Origin of the sequence: Pseudomonas flavescens, from assembly GCF_013408425.1 — a bacterium.
Taxonomy (GTDB): domain Bacteria; phylum Pseudomonadota; class Gammaproteobacteria; order Pseudomonadales; family Pseudomonadaceae; genus Aquipseudomonas; species Aquipseudomonas fulva_A.
The window spans coordinates 2,777,572-2,795,605 of the sequence record NZ_JACBYV010000001.1; the positions used below are offsets into that span (position 1 = coordinate 2,777,572).

At 62.2% G+C, this 18,034-nt stretch carries 16 protein-coding genes and 2 tRNA genes; 9 read left to right on the plus strand and 9 right to left on the minus strand.

All coding sequences use genetic code 11. The features are described from left to right. Positions 1-70: 70 nt before the first annotated feature. Positions 71-1,864, minus strand: a complete 1,794-nt coding sequence (locus tag FHR27_RS12420; protein ID WP_179538713.1) for a thiamine pyrophosphate-requiring protein — start codon at positions 1,862-1,864, stop codon at positions 71-73. A gap of 285 nt (positions 1,865-2,149) precedes the next feature. Between FHR27_RS12420 and FHR27_RS12425 the strand changes: the two genes are divergently transcribed. The 5 genes from FHR27_RS12425 to FHR27_RS12445 are packed head-to-tail and all read left to right on the plus strand — an operon-like array spanning position 2,150 to position 4,262. Beyond that, a complete protein-coding gene (locus tag FHR27_RS12425) occupies positions 2,150-2,287 on the plus strand; it encodes a hypothetical protein (RefSeq protein ID WP_156152678.1) in 138 nt (45 codons plus the stop codon). A gap of 45 nt (positions 2,288-2,332) precedes the next feature. Further along, positions 2,333-2,758 (plus strand): YgaP-like transmembrane domain, encoded by a 426-nt coding sequence (locus tag FHR27_RS12430; RefSeq protein ID WP_052493766.1) that lies wholly within the window; start codon positions 2,333-2,335, stop codon positions 2,756-2,758. A gap of 42 nt (positions 2,759-2,800) precedes the next feature. Next, entirely contained in the window at positions 2,801-3,214 is a 414-nt protein-coding gene (locus FHR27_RS12435; protein ID WP_042553141.1) for a transcriptional regulator, read from the plus strand. After that, positions 3,211-3,615 (plus strand): phage holin family protein, encoded by a 405-nt coding sequence (locus FHR27_RS12440; RefSeq protein WP_042553142.1) that lies wholly within the window; start codon positions 3,211-3,213, stop codon positions 3,613-3,615. The genes FHR27_RS12435 and FHR27_RS12440 overlap by 4 nt, the downstream gene beginning before the upstream one ends. Next, positions 3,612-4,262 carry a DUF3618 domain-containing protein gene (locus FHR27_RS12445; protein WP_052493767.1) on the plus strand — a complete coding sequence of 217 codons (651 nt, stop codon included), beginning with the start codon at positions 3,612-3,614 and terminating at the stop codon, positions 4,260-4,262. The genes FHR27_RS12440 and FHR27_RS12445 overlap by 4 nt, the downstream gene beginning before the upstream one ends. Positions 4,263-4,406: 144 nt before the next feature. Here the strand turns inward: FHR27_RS12445 and FHR27_RS12450 are convergent. Together FHR27_RS12450 and FHR27_RS12455 are read right to left on the minus strand one after the other, a co-directional pair. Continuing rightward, positions 4,407-4,483, minus strand: a tRNA-Asp gene (locus FHR27_RS12450). Between the two features lie 12 nt (positions 4,484-4,495). Continuing rightward, positions 4,496-4,571, minus strand: a tRNA-Val gene (locus FHR27_RS12455). A 320-nt stretch (positions 4,572-4,891) separates the two neighbouring features. Between FHR27_RS12455 and rdgC the strand changes: the two genes are divergently transcribed. The 3 genes from rdgC to sugE all read left to right on the plus strand — a co-directional run bounded on the left by rdgC (position 4,892) and on the right by sugE (position 7,484). Then, the gene (gene rdgC, locus FHR27_RS12460) at positions 4,892-5,812 is read left to right on the plus strand and encodes a recombination-associated protein RdgC (RefSeq protein WP_179538714.1); all 921 of its coding nucleotides are present in this window, start codon (positions 4,892-4,894) and stop codon (positions 5,810-5,812) included. Positions 5,813-6,004: 192 nt separating this feature from the next. Further along, on the plus strand, positions 6,005-6,943 hold the full coding sequence (locus FHR27_RS12465) for a bile acid:sodium symporter family protein (RefSeq protein ID WP_042553144.1): 939 nt from the start codon (positions 6,005-6,007) through the stop codon (positions 6,941-6,943). Between the two features lie 223 nt (positions 6,944-7,166). Then, positions 7,167-7,484 (plus strand): quaternary ammonium compound efflux SMR transporter SugE, encoded by a 318-nt coding sequence (gene sugE / locus FHR27_RS12470; RefSeq protein WP_042553145.1) that lies wholly within the window; start codon positions 7,167-7,169, stop codon positions 7,482-7,484. 56 nt (positions 7,485-7,540) lie between these two features. On the opposite strand, the gene FHR27_RS12475 is transcribed toward sugE, so the two are convergent. The 5 genes from FHR27_RS12475 to putA all read right to left on the minus strand — a co-directional run bounded on the left by FHR27_RS12475 (position 7,541) and on the right by putA (position 15,979). Then, the gene (locus tag FHR27_RS12475) at positions 7,541-9,415 is read right to left on the minus strand and encodes an MFS transporter (protein WP_042553146.1); all 1,875 of its coding nucleotides are present in this window, start codon (positions 9,413-9,415) and stop codon (positions 7,541-7,543) included. Between the two features lie 112 nt (positions 9,416-9,527). After that, complete coding sequence (locus FHR27_RS12480; protein WP_042553147.1) at positions 9,528-10,418, minus strand: LysR family transcriptional regulator; 891 nt, start codon at positions 10,416-10,418, stop codon at positions 9,528-9,530. Positions 10,419-10,806: 388 nt separating this feature from the next. Beyond that, positions 10,807-11,019 (minus strand): VF530 family protein, encoded by a 213-nt coding sequence (locus tag FHR27_RS12485; protein WP_042553148.1) that lies wholly within the window; start codon positions 11,017-11,019, stop codon positions 10,807-10,809. A gap of 101 nt (positions 11,020-11,120) precedes the next feature. Next, positions 11,121-12,611, minus strand: a complete 1,491-nt coding sequence (gene putP / locus FHR27_RS12490; protein WP_042553149.1) for a sodium/proline symporter PutP — start codon at positions 12,609-12,611, stop codon at positions 11,121-11,123. Positions 12,612-12,802: 191 nt separating this feature from the next. Then, entirely contained in the window at positions 12,803-15,979 is a 3,177-nt protein-coding gene (putA, locus tag FHR27_RS12495; protein WP_179538715.1) for a bifunctional proline dehydrogenase/L-glutamate gamma-semialdehyde dehydrogenase PutA, read from the minus strand. Positions 15,980-16,592: 613 nt separating this feature from the next. Between putA and FHR27_RS12500 the strand changes: the two genes are divergently transcribed. Further along, a complete protein-coding gene (locus tag FHR27_RS12500; RefSeq protein WP_257026896.1) occupies positions 16,593-17,123 on the plus strand; it encodes a leucine-rich repeat domain-containing protein in 531 nt (176 codons plus the stop codon). Between the two features lie 43 nt (positions 17,124-17,166). On the opposite strand, the gene FHR27_RS12505 is transcribed toward FHR27_RS12500, so the two are convergent. After that, positions 17,167-17,784 carry a recombinase family protein gene (locus tag FHR27_RS12505; RefSeq protein ID WP_042553151.1) on the minus strand — a complete coding sequence of 206 codons (618 nt, stop codon included), beginning with the start codon at positions 17,782-17,784 and terminating at the stop codon, positions 17,167-17,169. Between the last annotated feature and the right edge of the window lie 250 nt (positions 17,785-18,034).

The window sequence follows — 18,034 nt, forward strand, 5'->3', positions numbered from 1 at the left end:
CAGCGGCTGTAGCTGACCACTGCCGACTCCCGCCGCACTGGCACGCGCAACTGCTGGCCGAAGCCAGCCGTTAGCGCCGCGCCTTGCCCGGCAGGATCGAACCCAGCACCTGCTTGGTGGCCTGCCGAATGATCCCGCCCTGATTCGGGTCGCCTTGCCACAGCGCGGAAGCGAACGCCTTGGCCTGAGCCAGGGTGATGTGCGGCGGCAGCGGCGGTACGTCTGGATCGGTCTTGAATTCGATCAGCACCGGCCGGTCCGAAGCGAAGGCTTGCTCCCAGGCCTGGGCGACATCCTCTTCGCGGTCGACGTAGATACCTTTCAGGCCGATGGATTCGGCGAACTGGTGATAGGGCACGTTGGGAATGTCCTGAGACGCTGAAAACTTCGCATCCCCCTCCATCGCCCGCTGTTCCCAGGTCACCTGGTTGAGGTCTTCATTGTTGAAAACCGCGCAGATCCAGCGTTTGTCCTGCCACTGCTGCCAATACTTGGCGACGGTGATCAACTCGGCCATGTTGTTCATCTGCATCGCGCCGTCTCCCACCAGCGCGACAACCGGTCGATCCGGGTGGGCGAACTTGGCGGCGATCGCATAGGGCACCGCCGCCCCCATCGACGCCAGGCCGCCGGACAGGGAACAGAGCATGTCTTCGCGGATCTTCACGTCACGGGCGAACCAGTTGGCACAGGAGCCCGAGTCGCAGGTGACCACCGCGCGATCCGGCAGGCGCGGCGACAACTCGTAGGCGACCCGCTGCGGGTTGATCGGCGATGCAGAAGCCATGGCGCGGCGCTGCAGGGTGGTTTCCCACTGCGCCGTCCAGCGCTCGATGCGCTTGCGCCAGGTGCGCAGTTTCTTGCGCTCGAGTAACGGCAACAGAGCCCGTAGGGTATCGGCTGAATCCCCCTGCAGGTTGACCTCCATGGGGTAACGCAAGCCGAGCATGTCCGCCTGAATATCGATCTGCACCCCTCGGGCCTGGCCTTCCTTGGGCAGGAACTCGGCGTAGGGAAAGCCGGAGCCGATCATCAGCAGGGTGTCGCACTCGTTCATCATCTGGTAGCTGGGCTTGGTGCCCAGCAGGCCGATGGAGCCAGTCACCCAGGGCAGTTCATCGGGCAGCACCGCCTTGCCCAGCAGTGCCTTGGCGACACCGGCACCGAGCAATTCAGCGATCTGCGCCACTTCCCTGCTCGCCCCCAACGCGCCAGCACCGACCAGAATGGCCACTTTCTTGCCCGCGTTGAGCACCTCGGCGGCACGCTGCAAGTCAGCGTCGTAAGGCACCACCCGTGGACGGCTGTAGCCAACCCCGGAATGCAGGGTGCCATGCTCGCGAGCCGGCTCCTCGTAGGGCAGCGTTTGCAGGTCGTTGGGCAGGATGATAGCGGTTACCCGGCGATCGCCCAGCGCCGTGCGGATGCTGCGGTCCACCAGATGACGGACCTGCGCCGGCGAGCTGGCCTGCTGCACGAAGGCGCCGGCCACGTCCTTGAACATCGACAGCAGATCGACTTCCTGCTGGTAATGCCCACCCAACGCATTGCGGGCCTGCTGGCCGACGATGGCCAGTACCGGCATATGGTCCATGCGCGCGTCGTACAGACCGGTGAGCAGGTGGGTGGCACCCGGGCCGGAGGTGGCGATGCACACGCCCAGGTCGCCAGAGAACTTGGCATCGGCCGAGGCCATGAAAGCGGCCATCTCTTCGTGGCGGGCCTGGATGAAACGGATCTTGCCGTCGGCTCTGGCCAGGGCGCCGAACACACCGTTGATGCCGTCACCCGGGTAACCGTAAATACGTCGCACGCCCCACTCATGGAGGCGTTCGACGATGAAATCTGCGACTGTCATGCTCATGGAAAACTCGCTCGAAGTTCAGGCCCATAAAGGGCCGACATGGATGGAGTTGCCACGCGGCGTTCAGCGTGCGCGACGGATCGCCCGGACAGCTTCACTGCCGGGCGCAGGGATCTTGACCGGGCCCGCAGCGCAGAGGTTTAAGGTTTCTGCCGGAGGCCGCTGCGCCTGTGCCAGGCTGGGGCCTGGCGATGGCGGCATGCGCATGTCTCTTGGCAAAAAGATCGAACATGCAGCGCGTGCGACCCTCAAACCACCAAGAGCATCGAGAGCGGAGGGAAGGTAATGACCCAGCGACTACCAGAGGACCCTACCCAGGCCCCAGGCACACTGGACACGCCAGGCGAGCAGCCTCCCCTCGGCCATCCCCAGGAACCGGACAACGATGTACTGCCGGACAAGCCTCAGCCCGATCCGGTTTGAGCGCGCTGATCCAGCTTCCATCAACTACCAGGCAGGAGTGAACCCATGGTCGCCTTCGAACCGCAGTCGCAACCCACCCGAGAGGGCCCGGCACGCCAGAACGTGAGAGGCTGGGAGCGCTTGCTGTCGATCGGTGGCGGTCTGTTGCTGGCTGCCCTGGGCGCCAGCAAGCAGGGCCAGCAGGGTAATCGCCAATTGAGTGCCGGCGGCCTGCTGTTGCTGCGTGGTCTGAGCGGTCATTGCAGCGTGAAGAGTGCAGCGCGAGATCCCCTCGAAGAAATCCGCTACCTGCGTGCCCGGGTCCAGCGTCTGCAGGAGCTGGTACTGATGGCCGAAGAGCTGGCAGACCGAACGCGCTCACCCGCGGTGACACCAGTGTCCCCTGCACCGGTTACGCCAGTCACGCCCGCGCCCGTGAATATCGATACGCCCCTTGCAGACGAACTCGCCGGTCGCGAGCACAGCCGATAACGACGACGTACAGCCCTTTCAATCACGAACAGGTGTAGCCACATGGATAACGACAGCAAAGAACGGCCTCACAAGCGCCCAGGCAAGATCATTTCCGGGCACTGGCAACAGGATGCTCAGGAGCAGCTGCGCGCACGCATCCAGGCCGATCAGTCGCACACCGACGAACTCGAAGCACTGGCCCAGGTCGCCCGCTCGACCATCGCCGACCTGGAAAATCTCGATGCAGCGCCATCTGCCGACCGCCTGCAAGAGGCGGCACGGCAGCTCGCCGCCCTGCGCGATGCCCTGAACAACGCCAGTGGGCACGCCGTACACACCGTCGACCGCTTCGCCCATACCCACCCGTTCTGGCTGGCAGCTGCCGGTCTGGCCGCAGGTTTCCTGGCCAGCCGCGTGCTGCTCAAGCGCGAGCGTCGGCTGGAACGTCACGTAGGAAAAGGAGTTCTGCAATGACCGAAGACCCGCGGCAACCTCCGGTAGAGCCTTCCCTGCTCGGCCTGCTGCGCCAGCTGACCCGTGAAGTGCAGACGCTCTTCACCAAGGAACTGGCGCTGGCCAAGGTCGAGCTCAATGCCTCCCTGCAAGCCACCAAGACCGGCATCGCTGCCGTGGCTGGCGGTGCCATCGTGCTGCTCTGTGGCGTGCTGATGCTGCTGCTTTCGGCCGTGTACGGATTGAGCACCGTGGTGGCGCCCTGGCTGGCTGCGCTGATCGTCGGGGTGGTGGTCATCATTATCGGCCTGGTCATGCTCAAGGTCGGCCAGCAAAAATTCACGCCCTCTCAACTCACCCCCGAACGCACCCTGGACTCCTTGCAGAAAGACAAGGAAGCCGTGCAGAGGCAAATGTCATGAGTACCCACAGCACCATCGCAGCCGAATCGCTCAAGTCTCCGGAAGTGCTCGAGCAGGAAATCGATCAGCAGCGCAGCCGCATCGACGCATTGATCGATAATGTGGAAGCACGCCTGACGCCCCAGCGCCTGATCGATCAGGCGCTCGCCTACGGCCGTGAAAGCGGTGGGCTGGAAATGGCCGAACGGCTGGGGCAGACCCTCAAGGCCAACCCAGTTCCAGTGGCCATGACCGCCATCGGCCTGGCCTGGCTGGCCGTGGAACAGACCCGCGGTCGCCCGCAGCCAGCTGAGCGATTCGCCGAACCGGCCGACCACGAGTCACTTGCCGACGCACTGCGCGAAGCCCGGCAGTCCCTGGACCAGGGCACTCACGCAGCCAGGCAGAAGCTGCACGACCTCGCGGACAGCGCCGAGGCGGTTAAGAATCAGGTGAAACAGGGTGCCGACACATTGAACGTGGCGTTGCATCGCCACCCATGGAAATTCGCCGCGGCCGGTTTGGCCCTGGGCGCGGTGGTCGGCCTTCTCGGCACGAGCCGCAAGAAAGAAGTGGAAATTGAAGTCGAGCGCTACGACGTGCCGGACATCATCGACGGCTTCGACGATCTGGACGACGAACCGCCCTTTCGCCCTGGCGCGATCTGACCGCTACGGTCTCTTGCGGCCCAGGTGAAAGCCTGGCGTCCCAAGAGCAGGAATGCATCGATACACAACGCAGAAACGAAAAAAGCGCCCTAGGGCGCTTTTCGCGTTGCTTCCGGGTGTTCAGTGGGCCCTGGAAGCTATATATGGCGCAGCGGACGGGACTCGAACCCGCGACCCCCGGCGTGACAGGCCGGTATTCTAACCGACTGAACTACCGCTGCGCATACCTCGATTGGTGGGTGATGACGGGATCGAACCGCCGACCCTCTGCTTGTAAGGCAGATGCTCTCCCGGCTGAGCTAATCACCCTTCACTCTCGAAGTGGGGCGCATTGTAGAGAGCGACCCGCACCTTGGCAACCCCCTTTGTGAAAAAAATTTATTGGCGTTCCAAAGGCTTAGGAATCATCACGGTTTCAGCGCACAAACCTGAGGCTGCCTCGATACAGGGTTGGCCTAATCCGCCGCTGGAAGGAATAATGCGCCCTCGCGCTGGTCTGATCGTCGCGCGGCGTATCGAACATCTGCCGCCAGACTGCCCACGCTCTGCACCGATGCAGAAGCCTTGCGCACGGACTCATGATTTTTTGCGCGCCAAGCGCGCGCCCGCAAACTGGAGACACACCGCTCATGTGGTTTCGCAACCTGCTGGTCTACCGCCTCACCCAAGACGTTTCCTTCGAAACCGAAGCACTTGAAAAAGCCCTGTCCGCCAAGCCTGCCCGCCCCTGCGCCAGCCAGGAACTGGCGACCTATGGTTTCGTCGCCCCATTCGGCAAGGGCGCCGATGCGCCGCTGGTGCACGAGAGCCAGGGCTTCCTGCTGATTTCCGCACGCAAGGAAGAACGCATTCTGCCGGGTAGCGTGGTCAAGGACGCCGTGAAGGAAAAGGTCGACGAGATCGAAAGCGAGCAGATGCGCAAGGTCTACAAGAAGGAGCGCGAGCAGATCAAGGACGAAATCGTCCAGGCCTTCCTGCCGCGCGCCTTCATTCGCAAGTCGGCCACCTTCGCCGCCATCGCGCCAGCTCAGGGCCTGATCATCGTCAACGCCTCCAGCCCGAAGCGCGCCGAAGACCTGCTCTCCACCCTGCGTGAAGCCATCGGTTCTTTGCCAGTTCGCCCGCTGACCGTGAAGATCGCCCCAAGCGCGACCCTGACCGACTGGGTCAAGGCCCAGCAGGCAGCCGCCGACTTCCACGTGCTGGACGAGTGCGAGCTGCGCGACACCCACGAAGACGGCGGCATCGTGCGCTGCAAGCGTCAGGATCTGACCGGCGAAGAAGTCCAGCTGCACATGAGCTCGGGCAAGCAGGTCACGCAACTGTCGCTGGCCTGGCAGGACAAGCTGTCCTTCGTGCTCGACGACAAGCTGGTGGTCAAGCGCCTGAAGTTCGAAGACCTGCTGCAGGAACAGGCCGAGCAGGATGGCGGCGATGATGACCTGAGCCAGCAGGACGCCAGCTTCACGCTGATGATGCTGACCCTGATCGAGTTCCTGCCAGCGCTGTTCGAAGCCCTGGGCGGCGAAGACACCCCGCAAGGCCTCTGAGATAGCGCCAATCAGTCAGGTGGACGGCGCCTTGTCCGTCCACCGCGCTACGCTCACATGGCGCACGTCAAAAGCGCCCCGCGTCACTGCGCTGCCGTCACCTCTGACACCCGCGCCAGCATCCAACAATAACCAGCTCCGCACGCTCTTCCGGCCGCGGAGCCCGCTACACGTCATTACGGAATCTCCGCCATGTCTGCGCTGATCGCTCTGAGCCGCTTCGTCGGTAACACCTTCGCCATTTGGGTCCTGCTCTTCGCCGTTCTGGCGTTCGTGATCCCCAGTGCGTTTCTGCCGCTGACCTCGTGGATCGTGCCACTGCTCGGGCTGATCATGTTCGGCATGGGCCTGACCCTCAAGGCCGAAGATTTTCGTGAAGTGGCCCGGCGACCGGGGCGCGTGCTGGTCGGCGTGCTGGCCCAGTTCATCATCATGCCGGGCCTGGCCTGGCTGCTGTGCAAACTGTTCGCCTTGCCTGCGGAAATCGCCGTGGGCGTGATTCTGGTCGGCTGCTGCCCTGGTGGTACGGCGTCCAACGTGATCACCTGGTTCGCCCGTGGTGACGTCGCCCTGTCGGTATCGATCACCTCGGTGACCACGCTGATGGCACCCGTGGTGACACCGGCACTGATCTGGCTGCTGGCTTCGGAATGGCTGCCGGTGTCTTTCTGGGCGATGTTCGTGTCGATCCTCCAGGTAGTACTGTTGCCGATCATCATTGGTCTGGTGGTACAGCGCGTGCTGGGTGATCGGGTCAAGGTTGCGGTGGATATTCTGCCGCTGGTTTCGGTGCTGTCCATCGTCGCCATCGTCGCTGCTGTTGTCGCCGCCAGTCAGGCGAAAATCGCCGAATCCGGCCTGCTGATCATGGCCGTCGTGGTCCTGCACAACAGCCTGGGCCTGGGCCTGGGCTACCTGGCTGGCGTACTGACCGGCATGCCGCTGGCGCAGCGCAAGACGCTGTCCATCGAAGTCGGCATGCAGAACTCCGGGCTCGGCGCTGCCCTGGCAAGCGCCCACTTCTCGCCGTTGGCGGCGGTTCCCAGCGCGTTGTTCAGCGTGTGGCACAACCTCTCCGGTGCACTGCTGGCGACCTTCCTGCGCCGCATGAAGGACGACCGGGACAAGTGACCGACGCACCTGCAGGGTGGGCCGGGCGGCGATCCGCTTCGGCCCACCAAATTCGCATGCCCAGTTCCTAACGGCATTGCCCACGCGGCATAGGAGGCGATCGGACCCCCTCTGCGTTTTGCCCCGCCAGACACTTCATGCACAATAGTGGGGCACGCCGGGGACGACCCTGGGTTCGAGTGCCTTACTGCCGGGGACGACCCCACCACACGGGAGTCGCTTTATGTCCTGGATCATTCTGTTCTTCGCTGGCCTGTTCGAGGTCGGCTGGGCCGTCGGCCTGAAATACACGGACGGCTTCACTCGCCCCCTGCCCACCCTCCTCACCGTCGCGGCGATGGTCGTCAGCCTGGGCCTGCTCGGCCTGGCCATGAAGGAGCTGCCCCTGGGCACCGCCTACGCCATCTGGACCGGCGTCGGCGCGGTGGGCACGGTGATCGCCGGCATCATCCTGTTTGGTGAGTCCATGGCGCTGATCCGCCTGGCCAGCGTGGCACTGATCATCTGCGGCCTGGTCGGGCTGAAGATGAGCCACGGTTGAAATGAAAGAGCCCGCCGATTGGCGGGCTCTTCGTTGAGTGGCAGAGAAATCGCAGCTCAGCGCCTGTCGCCACGCAACGCGGCAACCTCTGCCTGCAACACCTGTCGTGTGGCCGCGGTTGCCTCGATTGGCGTACCGGCGACCAGATCGACCCGCGACCAGAACCGGCGGAATAGGCGCTTCTGCGGATCACGACTGAAGAAGCTGCCCCACAACCCGCCCAGCGCCATGGGAATCACCGGCACCGGGTTGTCCTGCAGAATGCGCTCGACACCTGCCTTGAACTCGTCGATCTCGCCGTCAGCGGTCAGCTTGCCTTCGGGAAAGATGCATACCACCTCGCCGTCACGCAGGTACTCGCCAATGCGCTTGAACGCCGCATCGAAGACCAGCAGATCCTCGCTGCGCCCGGCGATCGGCACGGTACCCGCGGTGCGGAAAATGAAGTTGAGCACTGGCAGGTTGTAGATCTTGTAGTACATGACGAAGCGTATCGGCCGGCGTACCGCGCCGCCGATCAGCAGTGCATCGACGAACGACACGTGGTTGCAAACCAGCACCGCCGGCCCCTCGTCCGGAATGGCATCCAGCCCCTTGTGCGACACCCGGTACATCGAATGGCCGAGCAGCCAGATGAGGAAGCGCATGGTGAATTCGGGGACGATCTTGAAGATGTAGCTGTTGACCGCCACGTTCATCAGCGAAATGACCAGGAACAGCTGCGGGATCGACAGGCCGGCAACGCTGAGAAAGAGGATCGACACCAGCGCCGATACCACCATGAACAACGCATTGAGAATGTTGTTGGCGGCAATCACCCGGGCCCGCTCGTTCTCGGCGGTACGCGACTGGATCAGGGCGTACAGTGGCACGATGTAGAAACCGCCGAACACCCCGATGCCGAGGATCGAGCCCAGCACCCACCAGGCATGGCCATAGCCGAGCAGCGCCAGCCAGTTGTGCGGCTGTGCCGCCTCCGGCACACCACCCGAACCCCACCACAGCAGAATGCCGAACACCGACAGGCCGATGGAGCCGAACGGCACCAGGCCGATCTCCACCTTGTGCCCGCTCATCCGCTCACAGAGCATTGACCCCAGGGCGATGCCCACCGAAAACACGGTGAGAATCAGCGTGACCACGCTCTCGTCACCGTGCAGCCACTCCTTCGAATAGGCCGGAATCTGCGTCAGGTACACCGCGCCGAGAAACCAGAACCAGGAGTTGCCGACCAGCGAGCGGGAGACCGCCTTGGGCTGGGTCAGGCCCATGCGCAGGGTCAGCCAGGTCTGGCGCAGGATGTTCCAGTCCAGGGCAAGATTCGGCAACGCGGCGTCTGCACGCGGAATGGCGCGGCTGGTCAGGTAACCGATCACCGCCACCAGCACCACCGAGACGGCGACGATCACCCCGTAATGGGCACTGGTGAGCATGATGCCGGCGCCAATGGTGCCAGCCAGAATCGCCAGAAAGGTGCCCATTTCCACCAGCGCGTTGCCACCGACCAGCTCCTCGGGCTTCAACGCCTGGGGCAGGATCGAATACTTGACCGGGCCGAACAGCGCCGACTGCAGGCCCATGGCGAACAGCACCGCGAGCATCAGCGCGAGGTTACCGAGCAGCACGCCGGCCGCCCCGATCAGCATGATGAATATCTCGAAGAACTTGAGCCGGCGAATCAGCCAGTCCTTGGCGAACTTCTCGCCGAACTGCCCACCGAGTGCGGAGAACAGGAAAAACGGCAGGATGAACAGCATCGCCGCCACGTTGACCATCAGGTCCCTGTCCGTGTCGAGGCTGAGCTTGAAGAGGATCGCCAGGATCAACGACTGCTTGAAGATGTTGTCGTTGAATGCGCCAAGCAACTGGGTGATGAAGAACGGCAGGAAGCGCCTGCTCTTGAGCAGGGCGAATTGAGATTGCTGGCTCATCGATACCTTCCCTATTGGTGATTCGCTGAACATTGGACTGCAACTGCCCGAGCAAAGCCACAGCCCCGGCACTTTTGTTTCCGTGAAAGGCCACTTCCACGTCGTGGTGCGCTCAATTGAACAAGGGATTACCGCGCAGCCGCGCCACGGCCAGATCGACGAACGCGCGCACCTTGGCGGGCGCTTGGCGCCCCTCGGGATACAGCACGTGAATCGGCAACGGCGGCTCCTCGAAGGCGTCGAGCACGATCTGCAGCGCGCCTTCCTGCAGGGCCGGGCCAACCTGATAACTCAGTACGCGGGTCAGCCCCCACCCGGCGCTCGCGGTGGCGATCGCCGACTCGTTGGTGTTGCAGTGCAGAACCGGGTCGACAACCACCCGCTGCCCCTCGGCGAAGCGCCATTCCGGCGAGGCCCAGGCACTTTGCGACACGACGATACGGTGATGTTTGAGATCGGCGGGCGTGGATGGCAGGCCATATTTCTGCAGATAGCACGGTGCCGCACAGATCACCCGCCGCACCGACCCGACCTGAATGGCGGTGAAGCCGGAGTCGGCCAGATGACCGATACGCACCGCCACATCGATGCCCTCGTCGACGATGTTCACCGGCCGGTCGACGAAGAAGGTACGCGCATGCATGCCCGGGTAGGCATCCAGGTAATCCAGCACCAGCGGCAGCACGTGCAGGTGGCCGAACATCGACGCCGCGGTGACGGCCAGGCTGCCGGAGGGCTCGGCGTAATGGCCAGCGGCGGCCAGTTCCGCTTCGGCGATATCGCCGAGAATCCGCCGGCAATCCTGCAGATAACGGTTGCCTGCATCGGTGGTTTTCACCGAGCGCGTGGTGCGCACCAGTAGCCGGGCGCCGATCAGATCCTCGAGGCCCGCGACGATGCGCGTTACCGCTGGCGCACTCATGTGCATCTGCCGCGCGGTACTGGCGAAGCTGCCGGTTTCCGCGACCTTCACAAATACCCGCATCGCCTGCCAACGATCCATCTGCCTGCCATTCCTCTGGTTTCAGCGTTGACTACGCACCAAGCGCAGCGGAGCAGTATGCCGTATATAGGCGAGCATTGTGGAAGCGCGCCGTGCGCGCGAAATCACGGGCATGGCCCGTTCCCACAGGTAGTGCATCGACGCGCCTACAGAGCCTGCTCGCAACCGTAGATACAAGGGTGGGCTTCAGCCCACCAATTGCCCGCCCCCAACAGAGATCCGACACCCACTGCCAAGAGCACGGCAGACAGTCAGGATTCGATTCGGCTGGCTGGTGGGCTGAAGCCCACCTTACGGGACGGGGTCGGCCAGGTCAGGGACGCTGCCATTTCTCAAACGCCATTCACCCTGTGCTCCTGTGCTCGACATCATCCTACAAGGGTATCAATCAGCGCTTGAGCTTCAGGTACAGCGCTTCGACCTTTTCCCGCGCCCAGGGCGTCTTGCGCAGGAAGGTGAGGCTCGACTTGATGCTCGGGTCGCTCTTGAAACAGCGGATATCGATGCGCTGTGCCAGGCCGTCCCAACCCAACTGCTCGACCAGTTCGGCAAGAATGGCCTGCAATGTGATGCCGTGCAGCGGATCTTTGGACGTACTCATATCGGGCTCCTGATTCCTGGCCCGTCAGCTTACCAGCAGGCCGCAACGAAAAGGCCCGGACAATGCCCGGGCCTCTGGTCAATCGAGTTACGGAAGCGCGATCAGATGTGCGCGTCCTGATACTCCTTCTCGGCCTCGTCGAAGCGCTTGACCATCGCTGGCGTTGCCGGGCGACCGATCTTGCTGAAAATGACGATGGCCAGGGTGGCGAGGATGAAGCCCGGGATGATCTCGTACAGACCCAGCCCGACGAAGTTCTTCCACAGCACCACGGTCAATGCACCGACCACCATACCGGCCAACGCGCCGTTACGGGTCATGCCTTTCCACACCAAGGAGAGGATCACCACAGGGCCGAAGGCGGCACCGAAACCAGCCCAGGCGTAGGACACCAGGCCCAGCACCTTGCTATCGGGATTGGAGGCGATAATGATCGCGACGATGGCGATCAGCAGCACCATGCCACGACCGACCCATACCAGTTCCTTCTCGCTAGCGCCCTTGCGCAGGAAGGCTTTGTAGAAGTCTTCGGTCAGGGCACTGGAGCACACCAGCAACTGACAGCTCAGGGTACTCATCACCGCAGCCAGAATGGCAGACAGCACCAGGCCGGCAATCCATGGGTTGAAGAGGATCTTGGTCAGTTCGATGAACACACGCTCGCTGTTATCGGTGACCGGGCCGGCCAGCGCCGGGTTGTTGGCGAAGTAGGCGATGCCGAAAAAGCCGACTGCCACAGCGCCGCCCAGGCACAGGATCATCCAGATCATGCCGATACGGCGTGCGGCCGGAATCGACTTGACCGAATCGGCCGCCATGAAGCGCACCAGAATGTGCGGCTGGCCGAAATAGCCCAGGCCCCAGCCCAGTAGGGAAACGATGGCGACGAAGGACAGGCCGCGGAACATGTCGAAGTTGGCCGGGTTGGCCTGTTCGATGGTAGCCATGGCCGCGTCGAAATCACCCAGGGCGAGAATCACGAACACCGGGGTGATCAACAACGCGAAGATCATCATGGTGGCCTGCACCGTATCGGTCCAGCTCACTGCCAGGAAGCCGCCAACGAACACGTAGACGATGGTGGCTGCTGCGCCGACCCACAGGGCGGTGTCGTAGCTCATGCCAAAGGTCGATTCGAACAGGCGGGCGCCGGCCACCACGCCCGAGGCGCAGTAGATGGTGAAGAACACCAGGATGATCACTGCCGAGAAAATTCGCAGCACCTTGCTGGTGTCTTCGAAGCGGTGGGTGAAGAAGTCTGGCAGGGTCAACGCATTGTTGTTGTGCTCGGTATGCACACGCAGGCGACCGGCAACGAACAGCCAGTTCAACCAGGCGCCGAGGATCAGGCCGATGGCGATCCAGCTTTCCGAGATACCGGCGATGAAGATCGCGCCTGGTAAGCCCATCAGCAACCAGCCACTCATGTCCGAGGCGCCAGCCGACAGAGCGGTAACGAAGCTGCCGAGGCTGCGCCCACCGAGGATGTAGTCGGAGAAGTTCTTGGTCGCGCGGTAGGCAACGAAGCCAATCAGCACCATGGCCAGGATATAGACCACGAAGGTGACCAGCATGGGAGTACTTGCAGTCATTTGGGGAATGCCCCTCTCGTTTGTTTTTATTCGAACCGGGGATTACCCGGTCCAGTTGGCACATCACGACCATCGGTCACGGTCGTGCTCCAGATAAGCCATTCTTCTAACCGCAGATGGCGTTACCGATTCGGGGCATACGCCCCCAATAGCAAAACGGGCAGAAACCTGATGATTTCTGCCCGTTGGTATCACTCGTCGCCCAGCGACAGCAGTGAGGCGTTTCCGCCCACCGCCGTGGTATTCACAGACGTGGTGCGCTCGTTGACGAAGCGCAACAGGTAGCTCGGGCCACCGGCTTTCGGGCCGGTACCGGACAGGCCGCAGCCGCCGAACGGCTGTACGCCGACCACCGCACCGATCTGGTTGCGGTTCACGTACAGGTTGCCGACCCGCGCCAGGGCTTCGATGCGGGCGGCAGTTTCCTCGTTTCGGCTGTGGATGCCAAGGGTCAATCCGTACCCGGTGGCGTTGATCGCCGCGACAACCTTCTCCAGATCGCTGGCGTCGAAGCGAACCACGTGCAGAACCGGACCGAATTGTTCCTTCTTCAGTTCGTCAATGCCACCAATCTCGAACGCCACCGGTGCGATGAAGTGGCCGTTCAGATCGGCACGCAGCGAGGCCTCGGCAATCAGCTTGCCTTCGCCCTTGAGCTGGTTGATGTGCGCCAGCAAGCCTTCACGGGCTTCGGCGTCGATCACCGGGCCGATATCGTTCTCGCGCAGGTGGGTCGGGCCGATCTTCAGCTCGGCCATGGCCCCCTTGAGCAGGTCGATCACCCGCTCGGCGATATCGCGCTGCACGTACAGCACGCGCAGTGCCGAGCAGCGCTGGCCCGCACTGGTGAAGGCCGAACCGACGGCATCCTTGACCACCTGCTCAGGCAGCGCAGTGGAGTCGACGATCATGGCGTTCTGGCCGCCGGTCTCGGCGATCAGGGTGGCGATCATGCCGTCCTTTTCGGCCAACTGACGGTTGATGATGCGCGCCGTGTCGGTGGAACCGGTGAAGCACACGCCGGCAACGCGCGGGTCGCGGCAGAACACGCCGCCCAGGGTGGCACCGTCGCCTGGCAGGAAGGCGATCACATCCTCTGGCAGGCCGGCTTCGAACATCAGTTCCAGGGCGCGTGCGGCGATCAGGCTGGTCTGCTCGGCCGGTTTGGCCAGCACCACGTTGCCGGCCACCAGCGCGGCGCTGATCTGGCCGAGGTAAATGGCCAGCGGGAAGTTCCACGGGCTGACGCAGACGAAAATGCCACGGCCTTCATGGAACAGTTCGTTGCGCTCGCCGGTCGGGCCCTTGAGCTCTTCGCGGCCCAGCTTGAGGCGCGCCTGCTGCGCGTAGTAGCGGCAGAAATCCACGGCTTCGCGGACTTCGTCGATGCCGTCCTGCATGGACTTGCCGGCTTCCACGGTGCACAGCGCCATCAACTCGGCACGGTTGCGCTCCAGCAGGTCAGCGAGGCGCTCGAGAATGCTTGCCCGCTCATCGATAGCGACCGCATTCCAACGCGGCCAGGCGGCACTCAGGCCATCCAGCGCTTGGGCGGCTTGGGCGGCGGTGGCGAACTGGGCAGTGCCGACCACCTTGTCCAGGTCGAAGGGGCAGCGCACTTGCTGGGCGGTGCCGCTCAGGGTCTGGCCGTTTATCACAGGGGCAGCCTGCCATTGACGGTCGAGTTGCGGCTTGTAGGCGTTTTCGAGCTCGGTCAAAGAATTCTGGATATTCATGTTGATGCCCTGGGAGTTTTTCCGTGTGGCCCCGTACAGCGCAGGTGGCAGCGGGATTTTGTTATTGCCGAGGCTGGCGAATCTGCTCAGCTGGGTGACCGGGTGATCGATCAGCGATTCGACCGGCACGCTCGGGTCGACCAGTTGGTGAACGAACGACGAGTTGGCACCGTTCTCCAGCAGGCGGCGCACCAGGTAAGGCAGCAGATCCTTGTGAGCCCCCACCGGCGCATAGATGCGCACGGTCTTGCGATGCGTCTCCAGCACCGTGTCGTACAGCGCATCGCCCATGCCGTGCAGGCGCTGGAACTCGAACTCGCGCGGTGACGTCTGCTCGGCGGCCATGGCCAGGATGCAGCTGACGGTGTGCGCGTTGTGGCTGGCGAACTGCGGGTAGATGACGCCACGGGTGAACTCGCTGAGCAGGTAGCGGGCGCAAGCCAGGTAGGAGGTATCGGTGCCTTCCTTACGGGTGAACACCGGGTAGCCGTCGAGGCCCCAGACCTGGCACTGCTTGATCTCGCTGTCCCAGTAGGCCCCCTTGACCAGGCGCAGCGGCATCTTCTCGCCGAGTTCCCTGCCCAGCAGGGTCAGCCAGACCAGCACCGGCAGGCAGCGCTTGGAATAGGCCTGGATCACCAGACCGAACTCGCCCCAGCCGGCGACGGCGGGATCACGCAGCAGCTTCTCGTAGAGTTCCAGGGACAGCTCGAGGCGATCCGCCTCCTCCGCGTCCACGGAAATCCCGACGTTCAGCTTGCGCGCCCGGATCACCAACTCGCGCACGTTGGCGAACAGCTCGCTCAGCACGCGCTCGCGCTGGGCCACTTCGTAACGGGGGTGCAGTGCCGAGAGCTTGATCGAGATCGACGGCTTCGGGCCCGGGCCGACCTGCGGCTCGGCGCCGACGGTATCGATGGCCTTGCGGTAGTCGGCCATGTACTTCTCGGCGTCTTCGGCGGTCAGCGCCGCTTCACCGAGCATGTCGAAGGAATAGGTGTAGCCCTTTTCACGCTCCGGGCGGCCGTTCTTCAGCGCTTCGCTGATGGTACGGCCGAGCACGAACTGCTTGCCCATGAGCTTCATGGCCTGGTTCATGGCCGCGCGGATCACCGGCTCGCCGGAACGCTGGATCAGACGACCGAGTACGTTCTTCGGACGGCCATCGCGGGTCTGCGGATCGACCACCTTGCCGGTCATCACCAGCCCCCAGGCGGCGAAATTGACCAGCACGCTGTCGCTCTTGCCGAGGTGACGCTCCCACTCGGCGGCGCTGAGCTTGTCGCGGATCAAGGCATCGGCGGTGGCGGCATCCGGCACCCGCAGCAGGGCTTCGGCCAGGCACATCAGCATCAGGCCTTCCTGGGTATCCAGGCTGTACTGACGCAGCAGCGCATCGAGGGTGTCGACCGCGTTGTCGCGACCACGCACGTCCTGGATCAGGCTGCGCGCCTGCTGGCGAACGGCATCGATACCGGCAGCACCGGGATCGGCCAGCTGCAGCAGTTCGCCGAGATAGGCTGCCTCGTCAACGTTGTAGTTGGCGCTGATGACAGGGAAAAAATCGGCGGCCTTGGCAGCGGAGATCCGGTCAAGGAACTCCTGGTGCAAGACGTGACTGGCTTTGAACATCACGCCCATCCTCTTGTTATGGAGATTATCTGTGGGATACCCCTGCTTTGGGTCTAGCTCAGATACGGGTATCTGGCGATCGCACGACGCAGAAGTGGATGGCGGAATGTAGAGGCAGATTGGTGACGGCTTCTTGCGAAAACCTCTGGAGTTTTTGCAGAAAACTCCGAAGAGTTGGTGAGATCTCTGGGTATGCATGGCAGACAGGATGCGTCGATGGGGGCGCATCGCCGGTAGCCAGACTGCTATCACCTAAATGGGCAATAGAGGACAGCACGAGAACAGCGAAATCCGCTATATACCAAGTGGACCCAACAGAAGCTGCTGGAGCCACGAATCACTAAAAAGACACAGGATACCTTCCCCCTATGAGCCAAGAAAACCGCAGGCACCACAACACGGCAGGTATAGAAAGACAATGATTTTACTACTGGATAGCGCATTTCCTGCGAAGCAACTTTAAGGCAGTGCTGAACTCGATCTTCGCAACATATCGATTAAAGTCTGGCCAACGTTGCTATCCAAGTGCACTGCTACAAATCTACGCCTCTATCACCTGAAACTAAGCTCGCTTGAAGGGATTGATTCACTCATTAACACTCGAGAACTTGCATTGGAATGGGCAACGAAAATTGAAAGCTTAATGCCTGTTTTTAAGCTCCAGAATCTGACACATCTCTCCGTATCAGATTTTCCAAAATTACGGGATATTGATGGTATCCACGAGTTGCATGAGCTGGTCGAATTGAACCTGTCTGGCAACCTTGGGGGCGGCTCCTCCCCTCTTCGCCTCAATTCCATTGAGCCTGTATCGCAACTTCCTAAACTCACCAAGCTTTCTTTGCTTAATATAAAACTTCAAACCAATGACATCACATCCCTTGCTCGCTGCTCTCAGCTTCGCAACCTACGGCTGTCGAATCAGTTTGAGCGAAGCCAAGTCGCATTTCTTGCCAGCCGGCTGAACGAGCAACTCATTGAACCTCTGACCGCTTACACTGGCACCCACATAAACTGCGAAAAATGCAATGGCCTGAAATCAATGTTCACGGGGCGGAGAATGCCATTTCTTTGCCGACTCTGTGATACAGCGCGTTTTGAAAAGCTGACCCGTGAGTTTAAGCAGATGGCGCTCAACTCATAACTACATATATTTAAACATGGCGATAGCTGATAAAAATCGCGCATCAGTCACTAGATTGTTGTTTCTCCACCCGCCGCAACGCCCGGTAGAGCGTGGAGCGGTGAACCTTGAGTACCTTGGCGGCCTGATCGACGGACTGCCCGTCCTCGTTGATCAAGCGGCGCGCCTCGTCGATCTGCTCACTGGACAGCGTGGGTTTTGCGCCGAATTTCACGCCGCGGGCTTTGGCAGCGTCGCGGCCGTCCTTGGTTCGTTCGAGAATCAGCGAGCGCTCGAACTCGACGATACCGGCGAAAACCGCCAGAACCGCCAGACCGTTTTCCGTGGTGGTGTCAGCCCAGGGCTCGGACAGGCTGCGAAGCCCCGCGCCACTGACGTGAATCCGCTCGGCGATCTCCAACAACTCTCGCGTGCTGCGTGCCAGGCGATCGAGCTTGGTCACGGTGAGCACGTCACCTGGGCCCAGCTCGGCGAGCAAGCGGGTCAGCTCGGGGCGGTTGCGCCAGTTGTTCTTGGTCTGCTCCGAAACGAGCCGGGTGCATCCCGCCAGCTCCAGCCCGAACAGCTGGCTGAGCAGGTTTGGCGTTTCACTGGCTCTCGCATAACCGAGGTAACGGGGTCCCGTTTCCTGGAGCGACTCTGATTCCGGCGCAACGCTCATCGGCGGGTAACTCCGGGCAAGGCCACATTGCACCGCATCGCGGCTGCCGAGATGACGCTGATAGATTTGTGTGGCGGCGATGAGGGAAGGTATCGAGGGAAGGATTGGCAAGAAAAGGCTGGAATCATGCTGCATTTACTCTGCGCTGGCGGCCCGACCTGCGCGAAACTGAACCTGCCTTGCCGCGATTGCGGTGGCACCCGTGAAATAACCTACACCAAGCTCTGCAGCGTGGAAACCCTGGGGCGTA